Raw genomic sequence first — 13,236 nt, 5'->3', positions numbered from 1 at the left:
GAAGATAACAGTTTGCAGTCTTTTAACAATGCGAGGCAGCGGTGCGCGGTGCGCTGGCATCCATTCCGCTAAAAACTCGCGGGGCTGCTACAACAGTCCTGCAATCCGTGCGCGGGCGGAATTCGACTTGGGTGACCACAGCCCCCGGTCGATGGCTTCCTGCAGGCGTTGGGCGATCTCCTTTAGCGCGGGGGCATTCACATTTGCAATAAATTCGCGGGTGTCGTCGTCGGCCAACACTGCGTCTTCGACCAGATCGAAATGGTGATTGCGCACGGCGCCCGTCGTCGCGGCAAATGCAAACAGGTAATCGACAGTTGCCGCAATTTCAAACGCGCCCTTATACCCGTGGCGTTTTACCCCGGCGATCCATTTGGGGTTCACCACGCGGGACCGGACAACGCGGCCGATTTCGTCTTCCAACGTCCGGATGACGGGTCGTTCGGGGCGCGAATGGTCGTTGTGGTAGATCGGGCGATCCTGACCCTGAAGCGTGGCGACGGCGGCGGCGGCACCGCCTTCGAATTGATAGTAGTCGTCGCTGTCCAGAACGTCGTGTTCCCGGTTGTCCTGATTTTGCACGATGGCTTCGGTCTGGCGCAGCCGCTGTTCGAATGCGGGGCGGGCGGCGTTGCCCTGACCGTCGGCGCCGTAAGCATAAGACCCCCAGGTTAGATAGGCTTCGGCAAAATCGCTGCGGTCGGACCAGATGCGTTCGTCGATCAGCGCCTGCAATCCTGCACCGTATGCCCCGGGTTTCGAACCAAAGACGCGGGTGGCATCCTGACCTGCGCGGGCGCGGGCGGCGGCGGGGTTGATGTCTTTGGGTTCGTCCAGCGCCTGAACGGCGCGCGCGGCACTGTCCACCAGCGCGATCAGCTGCGGAAACGCGTCACGGAAGAAGCCCGAGATCCGCAACGTCACATCGACGCGCGGACGCCCAAGGGCCGACGACGGGATGACGGTGAATCCGGTAACGCGGCGGTTGGCGGCGTCCCACGTCGGTTTGCAGCCCATCAGCGCCAGCGCCTGTGCGATATCGTCGCCGCCGGTGCGCATGTTGGCGGTGCCCCAGGCGGTCAGCAGCATCGTGCGGGGCCAGTCCCCGTGGGTCTGCAAATGCGTGTCGATCAGCAGGTTTGCGGATTTCCAGCCCAGCGCCCAGGCGGTCGGGGTCGGCACGGCTCGGCTGTCGACGCTGTAGAAATTGCGCCCTGTTGGCAGGGTATCCAGCCGCCCGCGCGTGGGCGCACCGGACGGCCCCGGCGGGATCGCGCGGCCATCCAGCGCGCGCAGCAGGGCCGCGCCTTCATCCGGGCCGCAGGCGGCGACGGCGGGGCGGATACGGGTGGCGATCTGGTGAAGGACGGGGGCAGTGGCGGTCAGGCTGACGCCTAGGTCGCCCGCCCGGTCGCGCAACAGTTGTTGTGACAGCAATTCAAGCCGTTCTACGGTATCGCCATTGGTGCGCCAGCCTTGCGGATCCCCCAGAGTGGTGGGTTTTTCTGGGGCCGGGGCGGCCAGATCGCAATCCAGCGGGTCGATGGTCAGACCGAAATCCAGCGCCAGTGCGCGCAGGAGCGACGCATTTTCGCCCTTGCCATCGCCGCGCGGCACGCGTGCGAGCGCGATGGACAGATCGATTTCCTGCTGGCCTGTGGGGCTTTGGCCGAAGATGTGCAGGCCGTCGCGGATCTGCGCCTCTTTCAGTTCGCACAGGTAGGCGTCGAGGCGTCCCAGATCGCCGTAGGCATCACCCTTGAATCCTGCGTCCTGCGACAGGCCCGTCACGTCGGACAGGGACAGAATTTCGCGGCGCAGGTGATCCAGACGGCGCGGATCAAGGCCTGCGGCTTCGTAGTATTCGTCGACGAGTGCCTCAAGATCGCGCATCGGGCCGTAGCTTTCAGCGCGGGTCAGGGGCGGGGTCAGGTGATCGACAATGACCGCCGCCGCACGGCGTTTCGCCTGCGTGCCTTCGCCGGGGTCGTTGACGATGAAGGGATAGATGTGCGGCACCGGACCCAGCGCGATTTCAGGCCAGCAGGTGTCGGACAGGGCCAGCGCCTTGCCCGGCAGCCATTCGAGATTGCCATGTTTGCCCATGTGCACCAGCGCATGTGCGCCCCAGTGATGCCGCAGCCAGAAATAGAACGCGAGGTAGTTGTGCGGCGGCACAAGGTCGGGGGAATGGTAGGTGTCGGTGGGGTCGATATTGTAGCCGCGCGCCGGTTGTAGGGCGACGACCACGTTGCCGAAGCTGTGGATCGATAGCTTGAAGCCGGACACTGGCGTGTCCGGCGCCTCCGGCGGGAGTGTTTCGGGCAAGATGATGAAGGGGTCGTCCTTTGGTGCGCCCCATCGCGTCGTGATCTGTTCGCGCGCGTCCCACGCAAGCGCGTCGAAATGCTGTTGGTAGACATCAAGTGGCAGGAACGCACCGCCTGCGGTATCGGCGCGGTCGGTCAGCCAGTTCGTCGGGCCGGCCATCATCTGGTCCATCAGCGCCTGCGCGCTGACGGGCGGCGTGGTGGTGTAGCCGGCGTCACGTAGCAGCTGCAGCGCGTGGACTGTTGCGGCGGGTGTATCAAGACCCACGCCATTGGCCAGCCTGCCGTCCTTGTTGGGGTAATTGGCTAGGATCAGGCCGACCTTGCGATCCGCCGGGGCCGTGCGTTGCAGACGCGCCCAATGCGCCACCAGATCGGCGACCCAAGTGATCCTGTCACCCTGCGCCTGATAGGTGGCGATGGGGCATTCGGTGGCGGCGTCGAAAAACGCCTCTCCCTTGAAGCTGATGGCACGGGTCAGGATGCGGCCATCGACCTCTGGCAGGGCAACGTTCATGGCGATGTCACGGGCGGACAGGCCCTGCGGGCTGTCGCGCCATGCGGATTCGGTGCCACCGGACAGCACGACCTGAAACACCGGCGCGTCGCCCGCCAGCGGATTTTCAGGGCTGTCGTCGCCATCATGTGGCGATCCCACGGCAAATGCCGTGGCGTTCAAGATCACGGACGGCGGCACGCGGTCGAACAGCCCGGCGAGGGTTGCCGCCGACAGCGGGTCCTTGAGCGAGGCCACGAAGACGGGGAGCGGGTTCATTCCAGCCCGCGCCAGCGCCCGCACCAGCCTGTTGATCGGGGCCAGCCCACCGCCCTGCACCAGCGCGCGGTAGAACACGATGGGCACGACGGGCGCGTCATCGGTCCATGTCGCCTGTGCGGCAGCCAGATCCGCGACCCCCGCACCCGGCCAGTAGATGCCCGCCCGCAGCAGTGGGCTGGCGGGGGCGGGTCGGTCCGTGTCGTCGACGATGGCACGCGCGCATGACAGGAACCGCACCGCGTTCTGCGGCCCGCCTTCGACAAGGTAGGCCCAAAGTGCGTCGTAATCTGCATCCGCCACGGTGGACAATGCGCGCAGGTCGGGGTCTTCCTTGTCGTCGCCGGGCAGAAACGCGACCGGCACGCCCGCAGTCCTGAGCTGGGCTGCGTATTGCGTCAGGCCGTAACGCCAGTAACCCGCACCCCCCAGCACGCGGGCAATCACCAGACGCGATTTTGTGGCGCAGGCGTCCAGATGCAGATCAACTGACATCGGGTGTTGCAGGTGCATCAGGCTGGCCAGCCGCAGGGTCGGCGGGGCATCCATCGCCGCGCGGGCTTCTGACAGGGCGGCCAGTTCGGTATCGGCGGCAGATATGACCACCACATCCGCTGGGGTCTGTCCCAGATCAACCGGTTCGGTGCCGTCGGAAATCGCACCGGCAGAGGCGGCAAGCAGATGCATCAGGGTTGACCTTTCGTGTGTTTGGCCCACATGTCCGAACGATCCGCAGACCAAAGGAGCGCGTGATGGACTATGCTAAATCCGGCGCACCGAAACGGGGCAAAAACACCCCACGCCATGACGAACGCGGTCAGGGGCCGGGGGCCAAGCGGCCCGACAAATCCGAGCTTTTGGCCCGGATGAAGGCCGCGTCGGGGGGCAAGCCATCCGATGATGGCAAAAAGCCCGCCGAAATCGAAGGCCAGCCCTTGGACCGGCCCAGCGAGGGGTCGGACAAGATCGCGATTGACGAACAGGGCACCAAGAATATCCGGGGCCCGGAACAGATCGATGATCCGAAAAAAAAATGACGTCACAGGGCGCGTTCCATGAAAATGGAATGCGGCCCTTTGGCGTAATCACCGAAGGGACCGCAGGGGGTGAAACCGTTGCGGGCGTAAAGCCTGTGGGCGGGATACAGGTCGTCACCGGTTTCCAGTTTCAGCATGGGCAAACCCTGCTCGCGCGCGGCGGAAATCAATGCGGCAACGATGGCGCCACCGGCACCTGACCCACGCGCGGCGGGGTCCACGAACATCGACTTAAGCTCTCCGTAGGTGCCCTTGTTTGCAAGGGCGCCGCATCCGATGGCACCGCTGTCGTCATGGACCAGCAGGAAACGGATATGCGGCGCGGCCAGTTCATCCACGGACAAGGCAAAACTGGCCTCTGGCGGGTATTTGGACAGCAGATAGGCATGGCTTGCCCCCAGCAGACGGCGCGCGTCGGGGCTGCGCGGATCGGCGGGGGCCACCTTTAGGGTCATGCCGACAGCGCCTGCGTGATGGCCTGACGATCCAGACCCGCCTCTCCGATCACGACCAGACGGGCACCGCGCGGGGTCTGACCCAGCGGTTGATCGAAGTAATGATCGACGCGGGGTCCAACGGCCTGCACCGTCAGGCGCATCGGCTTACCCGCGACAGAAGTGAACCCCTTGAGACGCAGGATATCATGCTTGCGGATCACATCGGTCAATTGTGCGGCAAAGGCATCGGCATCCGCAATTTCGGGTCGGTCGATGATGAAGGATTCGAACTCGTCGTGACCATGATCGTGTGCGTGGTCATGGTGATCGTCGTCATCGTCGTGGTCATGATGGTGATGATGCACTTCGTGGCGGGCGTCCAGATCGCTTTCGGCACCGATGCCCTGACCCAGCAGCACATCGACAGGCAGCGCGCCCATCGTCGCACGCACCACCTGCACGCCTTTGCGCGCGTCGGCTTTCAGGCGTTCGGCCAGCTTTGCGGCGGCCTCCGGCTGCATCAGATCCGTTTTGTTGATGACGATCATGTCGGCGCAGGCGATCTGGTCTTCAAACAGTTCGGACAGTGGCGTTTCGTGGTCCAGACCTTCATCGGCGCGGCGCTGGGCATCGACGGCTTCGACGTTGTGGGCAAAGCGGCCTTCGTCCACGGCGACGCCGTCCACCACCGTCACGACGCTGTCCACGGTGACGCGGTTCGCCAGTCCGGGCCAGTTGAACGCCCGCACCAGCGGTTGCGGCAGTGCCAGCCCCGATGTTTCGATCACGATATGATCGGGGGCAGGATCGCGCGCCAGCAGCTTTTCCATCGAGGGAATGAAATCGTCGGCCACGGTGCAGCAGATGCAGCCGTTCGACAGTTCCACCACGTCGTCCTGCGCGCAGGCGTCCTGATCGCAGCCTTTCAGGATGTCGCCATCGACGCCCAGATCACCGAATTCATTGATGATCAGCGCGATCCGTTTGCCGTTGGCGTTTTGCAGCATGTGGCGGATCAGCGTGGTCTTGCCCGCGCCCAGAAAGCCTGTGACGACGGTTGCGGGTATTTTGGTGGCCATGGGAAACCTCTTGTCCATAGGGATGCGGGCCGGAGTCTTCTGACTCCGGCCCGAGGGTATTCAAAGGGTGGGATGTGGATCAGGCTGCGTAAACGCGGCGATCCAGCAGCGGTGTGTCCTTGGCGGCCAGACGCTTTGCACCGGCCAGCACGGCCAGATCGACCAGCGGTTCCAGCAGGACCACGGTCATGTATGCGACGCCAAAGGTGCCCAGCGATGCCAGCGTCGTCATGCTGGTGCCTTCGCCCCACATGACCCAGAACGCGACCCAAGCCACGATCCCGGCCTGATAGGTCGTCGAAAGCTTCAGTGCCTGCGTATAGGTCAGATCGATGTAGGCCGTGCCTTTGGCAACAACGCGCGAGGTGACGGCGTGCAACAGCAGCAGCGGCACCAGCAGCGTGGTGACGTTCATGCCATATTGCGGCAGATCGAACGGCGACATCAACAGGCCCTGCAACAGCAGGCCCAGTGCCAGACCGACGGCGGCGGGTGCGGTGCCCAGCATCAGCAACAGCGTGGACCCCAGAATCAGGTGCACCTCTGACGGGCCGACGGCGACGTGCGGCAACACTTCGAAAAAGATGACAGTGGCGGCGGTGGCGATGGCGCTGCGAGCGATCAGGGACGCGGCCCCGCGCTGCACAAGGCTTTCCCAGACCAGTTTGGCGCTGACAGTGGCGGCGCCTGCCGCGGTAAATGTGCCAAGCGCCAGTTTGGCGCCCGTGACGACGCCCGGTTCGATATGCATATGTCTTCTCCCATTGCCCGCCATCCCCGGCGGGTGGATTCCATTTTGTGCAGGGCCGGTCTCCTGGCTTGCGGGTCGATGCGTGCCGTCGCCTTCCCGGAGCTGACCCCAGTGGCATCGTGACGGCGCGCTCTCCGCATACAGTCGCGGGGGCGGCTGCGGTTTGGGGCCTCCTGTCCGGATCGGCCCGTTCCGCATTCCCAGTTTACTCCCCGGTGCTTTGCACCTGTATGGGGAACCTTGCCCGTCCGTTGTGCGCCTGCCACGCGTCCCGCGTCAAGGGCGCCACACGGCGCAATGCCATGCAAATGCGACCTGTGGCTGTCGGCAGATGTTGCGCCATATCTTGTGGATAACTGCTGATAGCCCGCCAGATAAGGTGGTTTGCGTTGACTCGTCCCGCGCGAAACCGTCATTCTGTGCATCAAACACCGGGAATCAATCGCGCGATGCGTTTTACCAGACTGCGTCTGAACGGCTTCAAAAGCTTTGTGGACCCGACCGATCTGGTGATCGCGGACGGGCTGACCGGCGTTGTCGGGCCGAATGGCTGCGGAAAATCCAATCTTCTTGAAGCGTTGCGCTGGGTCATGGGCGAAAACCGCGCCAGCGCCATGCGCGGCGGTGGCATGGAAGACGTGATCTTTGCCGGCACTGCGACACGCCCCGCCCGCAACTTTGCCGAAGTCGTTCTGCAGATCGATAACGGTGAACGACTGGCCCCGGCTGCGTTCAATGACAGCGATTCGCTTGATATCACCCGGCGGATCACCCGCGACGCCGGATCAGCCTATAAGGTCGGGACAAAAGACGTGCGCGCCCGCGACGTTCAGATGCTGTTTGCGGACGCGTCCACCGGGGCACATTCGCCCGCCTTGGTCCGGCAGGGGCAGATCAGTGAACTGATCAATGCCAAACCGAAATCGCGCCGCCGTATTCTGGAAGAAGCGGCCGGAATCTCTGGCCTGTATCAGCGCCGACACGAGGCAGAGTTGAAACTGAAGGGCGCTGAATCCAATCTGGCCCGTGTCGATGACGTGATTGCGCAACTGGCATCCCAGCTTGGCACCCTGGCACGGCAGGCGCGGCAGGCGGCGCGGTACCGCGAAATCGGCACGGCATTGCGCCAGTCCGAAGGTCTGTTGCTGTATCGTCGTTGGAAAGACGCGGACGCCGCATTGGCCACCGCCCGCGATGCGTTGCGCGACCGGACCACGCAGGCGGTTCGCGCCGAAACCGCTGCAACGCTGGCGGCAAAGGCGCGCGCCGCCGCCGACGATGCGCTGCCCGCACTGCGCGAAGAGGACGCGATTGCCGGTGCATTGACCCAGCGCCTGCTGATCGAACAGGACCGGTTGGATGACGCGGACCGACAGGCGGTCAAGGCGATCGAGGCGCTGACCGCCCGCATCGCGCAACTGTCCCGCGATATCGCACGCGAGGTGCAGCTGAACGCCGATGCAGGCGACAGCGTCGCCGCACTAGAAGCCGAACAGGCCGAACTGGACGCGGCAGGGGCCGGGCATGACGATGCGCTGGCGCAGGCGCAGTCCGATGCCGCACAGGCCGCAGCGGTGCTGGGCACGCGAGAGGCCGAACTGGGCCAAGCGACCGAAGACGCCGCCCGTCTGGCCGCCCGTCACCAATCTGCGCAACGGCTGGCCGAAGACTGCATGAAACGGTTGGCACAGGCCGAAAGCCTTGAACAGCAGGCAAAGGATACAGTCGCCACTGCGACGGCAACGCTGGCCGACCTTGCCCGCACATCCGATGCAGCACGCAAGGCCGAAGAAACCGCCAGCGACACTGCCCGCCGGGCCGAAGAAACGCTGGTGATGGCCGAAGCCGCCCGCGCGAAAACGCAAGTCAGCGAATCCGATGCCCGCGCGGCCCGTTCCGCCGCCGAAGGCGAAGCCGCCGCCCTGCGTGCCGAAGTCGCGGCCTTGGCGCGGCTTGTTGACCGTGACCGCGGCGATACGACGGCCCTGTTGGATGCGCTGACGGTCGTTGCAGGGTTTGAACGCGCGCTGGGTGCAGCATTATCCGACGATCTGAAAGCGCCTTTGGTCACCGGCGATGCGGCGACCGGCTGGGTCAGGCTGGACCCCTACGATGATGTGCAGGCGTTGCCTGCCAATGCGCGCCCCTTGGCGCAGGTGGTGCAGGGCGCGCCAGAGTTGAACCGCCGTCTGGCGCAGGTCGGTCTTGTCGATGCCGCCGAGGGTGCCCGATTGCAGGCCGATTTGCGGCCCGGTCAGCGGCTGGTGTCGGTTCAGGGCGATCTGTGGCGCTGGGACGGTTTGCGCGTGGGGGCTGCGGATGCGCCATCGACTGCGGCGCTGCGGCTGGAACAGGTTAACCGTCTGGCAGCGCTGCGCGGCGATCTGGACCGCGCCGAAACGACCGCCGCCGATGCGCGTGCGGCGCATGAAAAGCTGGCCACCCGGCTCAAGGATCTGACCGACGCCGACCGCCACGCCCGCGACGCACGCCGCGCTGCCGATGCGCAGGTCACCGATGCGCGCCGGGCTGCATCGCGGGCCGAAGCGGACCGCGATCTGGCGCAAAGCAAGCGCGACGCATCGGCGCTTGCACAAAAGCGCCACGCCGATGATGCGACCGCCGCACGGGCAGAGCTGCGGCAGGCGCAGGCGGCTGTGGCCGGGCTGGACGATCCGTCCGCCGCGCGCGCCGTGGTCGACGATCTGCGCGTCACCGTCGAAGCCGCGCGCATGACGCTGATGACCCGCCGTGCCGCCGCCGACGAGGTGCGCAGCGCGGGTGACGCCCGCGCGGCGCGGCAACGCGCCATCGCCAAAGACCTGACAGGCTGGCGCACGCGTCTGGGCAACGCGGCCGGGCGGCTGGACGAATTGCAATCGCGCAAGGCCGGGGCAGAGACGGATTTGGCCACCGCACAGGATGCACCCAAAACCATTGGGGCACAGCGTGCGGCGTTGTCGGAACAGATCGTGGATGCGGAAAAGCGGCAGACGGCGGCGCGCGCGGCCTTGTCGTTGGGCGATGCCGCCGCGCGGGACGCGACCCGCGCCGAACGTGACGCCGAACGCACTGCGTCCGATGCGCGCGAAGCGCGGGCGACGGCAGAGGCGCGCAAGGATGCCGCACAGGAAACCGTGGATGCCATCGTCATCCAGATCCGTGACGCCCGCGATGTCACGCCCGCTGCCCTGCTGGATGCGCTGGTCGTGGACCCCGACACAATCCCCGATGCGGCCCGGATCGAAACCGATGTCGCCGCCCACAAACGCCAGCGTGACGCGCTGGGCGCGGTCAACCTGCGGGCCGAAGAGGACAGCCGCGCGGTGCAATCGGAACACGACACGCTGGTCGCGGAAAAGCGCGATCTGGAAGACGCAATCGCCGCGTTGCGCAGTGGGATCGCCAGCCTGAACCGTGAAGGCCGTGAACGCCTGCTGACCGCTTTTGAACAGGTCAACGAAAGCTTTGGCACCTTGTTTGTCCATCTGTTCGGCGGGGGTGAGGCGCGTCTGGTGCTGGTGGAAAGCGACGATCCGCTGGACGCCGGGCTGGAAATCATGTGCCAGCCGCCCGGCAAGAAGCTGTCGACCCTTAGCCTGTTGTCGGGGGGCGAACAGACGCTGACGGCGATGGCGCTGATCTTTGCGGTGTTTCTGGCCAACCCCGCGCCGATCTGCGTGCTGGACGAGGTCGATGCACCGCTGGACGATGCCAACGTGACGCGGTTCTGCGACCTGCTGGACGAAATGACCCGCCGCACCGACACAAGGTTCCTGATCATTACCCACCACGCCGTCACCATGTCCCGCATGGACCGCCTGTTCGGTGTGACGATGGGTGAACAGGGGGTCAGCCAGCTGGTGTCGGTCGATCTGAAAAAGGCCGAACAGATGGTCGCCTGACGGCCTTGGTTCGTGTCAGTCGCGCCAGAACCGCGGTGCGAGCAGCACAAAGACGGATAGTAGTTCCAGCCTGCCGATGATCATTCCGACGATCATCAACCACTTTGCCGACGTTGGGAATGCATCCATGGCACCGGTCGGCCCAACTGGCTGACCCCACGCGGGGCCGACATTCGCGATGGCTGTCCATGCGGCCGTCAGGGACGTCAGAAATGGCAGGCCGCACCATGACAAAAGAATACAAAGCGCGCCAAAGCTAAGAAAAAAGAGCACAAGGAAAGCGATCACCGAATTCAGCACGTCCCCGGTCACATCCTGCCCCTGAATTTTGGGCCGAAAGACGCCGTGGGGATGGTTGATCGACCTGACCTGACTTTTGATGGCCTCGATCACGATGAGCCATCTGAATATCTTTATCGAGCAGCCGGTTGACGCCGTGCAGCCACCGATCAGGCCGACGATCAGGATGATTGCAAACGGAAACGCGCCCCAGCCGAACACGTCAGCACTGCCATAACCGGTGCCCGAGAACAGCGTGACGACGTTGAACGTGGTTTCGCGTAAAATGGTCCAGAAGTCATCTCTGCCATCGTAGATCCGAAAGGCGACGATCAAGCCGACCGCATAAAATATCCATCGGATGTAGGCCTGTGCCTGAACGTCTGAAAACAAGGGCCGCGCATCGCCTGCCACGATTTGCACGTAGCGAATGAACGGCAGGCTGGCGAGGATCATGAAAACGACGGAAACGTATTCCAGCGGACCGGAAAATAATACGAACGACGAATCTGACGTCGAAAAGCCGCCCGTCGAGACAGTCGTAAGTGCATGCACGATGGCCTCTAGCCATGTCATCCCGAACACACGGTATGCGATCACGCATGCAATCGTCAGAACCGCGTATATTTGCAAAAGCCGTTTCGAGATATCCAGCGCCCTCGGCAACACCTTCCCAAGCGTGTCGAACCCTTCAGCGCGAAAAAACTGCATGCCGCCGACTTTCATGACCGGCAGGAAGATCAATGCGACAATGACAATTCCCAGCCCGCCCAGCCACTGCAGAATGCCACGCCAGAGCAAAACGCCTTCTGGCATATCGTCCAAGCCGACGAACACCGTGGACCCTGTGGTCGTCATGCCGGATACGGCTTCGAAATAGGCGTCGATAAATGATGCCTGCGGAACGCCCAACATAAACGGAACAGCCCCCGCCAAGGGCAGAAAGACCCACAGCGCAGTCGTCAAAAGAAAGGCCTGTCGTATACTTAGACCGCGAACGTCCTCGCTGCGCGTTGCAAGAAATACAAGCATGCCAAGGGTAATCGTCAGAAAGCTTGCCGTGAAAAACACCTGCCAGTCTTGACCACCGTAAACCGCGTCAAGGATTGCCGAAGGCAACATCAGCGCGCCCATCGGCAAAAGGGCCAGGCCCACTATTCTTGCCACTGGGCGAATGTCGATGGTTTGGATGTGTCCGCGCGGCGCAGAGCGATCAATATTCTTCAAAATGTTGCCTTATCCACGCGAACCCAACCGCAACCTTACTATGAGCGCGGTCGCGCGTCACCATTGTGTTGGAAAATACGCCTGTCCTGTTTTGTTTGGGGTTCTTGTGGACCCACCACGTTTTGATGCCGTTCCATTGCCCGCATTACGGCAGCAAACACGGGTCATGCTGACCATTGCGCTTTGATTTGTGGCAGTGTTTTTGCCGTTGACGTAGCGTTGCATTCATTTTGATCATTGTCCTGAAAGGGATTGCAAAAGTGACTGAAAACATAGGTTTTTATGACATGGCGGACGCAGGCCAGCGGCGTAAGGGGGGCAGCCTTGGCTTTTCCAACCGACCAGACGGCCGCGATGGTTTTCCACGTGTCAGCCCAGAACATCCGATGAGGGTGCCCGCATGAGCATTTTTGAACGATATCTGACTGTCTGGGTCGCGCTGGCGATGGTGACGGGGATCTTGGTTGGCAATGCAGCACCGTCGCTGATCGACGCGGTCGCGGCAGCAGAGGTGGCGAACGTCAACCTAGTTGTCGCTATCCTGATCTGGGCAATGGTCTATCCGATGATGGTGGGCGTCGATCCGGGCAGTTTGCGCGACGCGGTCAAACAGCCCAAGGGGCTTGCGATCACGCTGATCGTCAATTGGCTGATCAAACCCTTTACCATGGCCGCACTTGGGGTGCTGTTTTTCGAGGTGATCTTTGCCGATCTCATTTCTCCGCAGGACGCACAGCAGTATATCGCGGGCCTGATCCTGCTGGGGGCCGCCCCGTGCACCGCGATGGTCTTTGTGTGGTCACAACTGGCGCGTGGCGATGAAAGTTACACTCTTTTGCAGGTCTCGGTGAACGATGTGGTGATGGTATTCGCCTTTGCGCCCATTGTGGCATTTCTGCTGGGTGTCACTGACATTGCCGTCCCATGGGAAACACTTCTTTTGTCGGTCATGCTGTATGTCGCGCTGCCGCTTGCTGCCGGGCTGTTGACACGGCGTCGCCTTGGCACTGCGGAACGGATCGATGCGTTTCGCAACAGGATAAAATCTTGGGGCATGGTGGGTCTGATCGCCACCGTTGTGATCCTTTTCGGCCTGCAGGGCAAAGTCATCATCGACAGGCCGCAGGTCATCGTGCTGATCGCTTTGCCGATCTTGATCCAGTCATATGGCATCTTTGCTTTGGCCTATGGCGCTGCCTACGTCATGCGGGTTCCCCACAAAATTGCGGCACCCTGCGCGTTGATCGGAACGTCGAACTTTTTCGAATTGGCCGTTGCCGTTGCGATCAGCCTGTTCGGCCTGAATTCCGGCGCGGCACTTGCCACGGTGGTGGGCGTGCTGGTCGAGGTGCCTGTGATGTTGTCGCTTGTCGCGTTCGCCAACAGGACCCGCGCAGGTTTTGTCGATAGCTGAAC

Annotated in this window: 8 protein-coding genes and 1 riboswitch; of the genes, 3 read left to right on the top strand and 5 right to left on the bottom strand. The window is 63.2% G+C overall.

All coding sequences use genetic code 11. The features are described 5' to 3' along the window. Positions 1-87: 87 nt before the first annotated feature. Positions 88-3,792, bottom strand: a complete 3,705-nt coding sequence (gene cobN, locus GZH79_RS01105; RefSeq protein WP_211641296.1) for a cobaltochelatase subunit CobN — start codon at positions 3,790-3,792, stop codon at positions 88-90. A 65-nt stretch (positions 3,793-3,857) separates the two neighbouring features. On the opposite strand from cobN, the gene GZH79_RS01100 reads away from it, so the two are divergent. Beyond that, positions 3,858-4,142, top strand: coding sequence for a hypothetical protein (locus GZH79_RS01100; protein WP_211641586.1), 285 nt, complete (start codon positions 3,858-3,860; stop codon positions 4,140-4,142). Positions 4,143-4,144: 2 nt separating this feature from the next. Here GZH79_RS01100 and GZH79_RS01095 read toward each other — a convergent pair whose 3' ends face one another. From GZH79_RS01095 to GZH79_RS01085, 3 genes are all read right to left on the bottom strand, one after another. Beyond that, on the bottom strand, positions 4,145-4,597 hold the full coding sequence (locus GZH79_RS01095; RefSeq protein WP_211641295.1) for a GNAT family N-acetyltransferase: 453 nt from the start codon (positions 4,595-4,597) through the stop codon (positions 4,145-4,147). Continuing rightward, complete coding sequence (gene cobW, locus GZH79_RS01090; protein ID WP_211641294.1) at positions 4,594-5,658, bottom strand: cobalamin biosynthesis protein CobW; 1,065 nt, start codon at positions 5,656-5,658, stop codon at positions 4,594-4,596. Before cobW ends, GZH79_RS01095 begins: the two co-directional genes overlap by 4 nt. A gap of 79 nt (positions 5,659-5,737) precedes the next feature. Continuing rightward, positions 5,738-6,409: an energy-coupling factor ABC transporter permease gene (locus GZH79_RS01085; protein ID WP_211641293.1), complete on the bottom strand. Its 672-nt coding sequence runs from the start codon at positions 6,407-6,409 to the stop codon at positions 5,738-5,740. A 35-nt stretch (positions 6,410-6,444) separates the two neighbouring features. Continuing rightward, a riboswitch (cobalamin riboswitch) is annotated at positions 6,445-6,667 on the bottom strand. A gap of 191 nt (positions 6,668-6,858) precedes the next feature. Here GZH79_RS01085 and smc point away from each other — a divergent pair. Further along, positions 6,859-10,314, top strand: a complete 3,456-nt coding sequence (gene smc / locus GZH79_RS01080) for a chromosome segregation protein SMC (RefSeq protein ID WP_211641292.1) — start codon at positions 6,859-6,861, stop codon at positions 10,312-10,314. Positions 10,315-10,329: 15 nt separating this feature from the next. Here smc and GZH79_RS01075 read toward each other — a convergent pair whose 3' ends face one another. After that, positions 10,330-11,715, bottom strand: a complete 1,386-nt coding sequence (locus GZH79_RS01075; RefSeq protein WP_249218908.1) for a TrkH family potassium uptake protein — start codon at positions 11,713-11,715, stop codon at positions 10,330-10,332. Positions 11,716-12,220: 505 nt separating this feature from the next. Between GZH79_RS01075 and arsB the strand changes: the two genes are divergently transcribed. Then, the gene (gene arsB / locus GZH79_RS01070; RefSeq protein WP_211641291.1) at positions 12,221-13,234 is read left to right on the top strand and encodes an ACR3 family arsenite efflux transporter; all 1,014 of its coding nucleotides are present in this window, start codon (positions 12,221-12,223) and stop codon (positions 13,232-13,234) included. Positions 13,235-13,236: the final 2 nt, after the last annotated feature.

This window comes from Loktanella sp. SALINAS62 (assembly GCF_018263905.1).
Taxonomy (GTDB): Bacteria; Pseudomonadota; Alphaproteobacteria; order Rhodobacterales; family Rhodobacteraceae; genus Loktanella.
The sequence above is the reverse complement of the archived record's forward strand: the minus strand, read 5'-3'. Positions and strand labels throughout refer to the sequence as shown.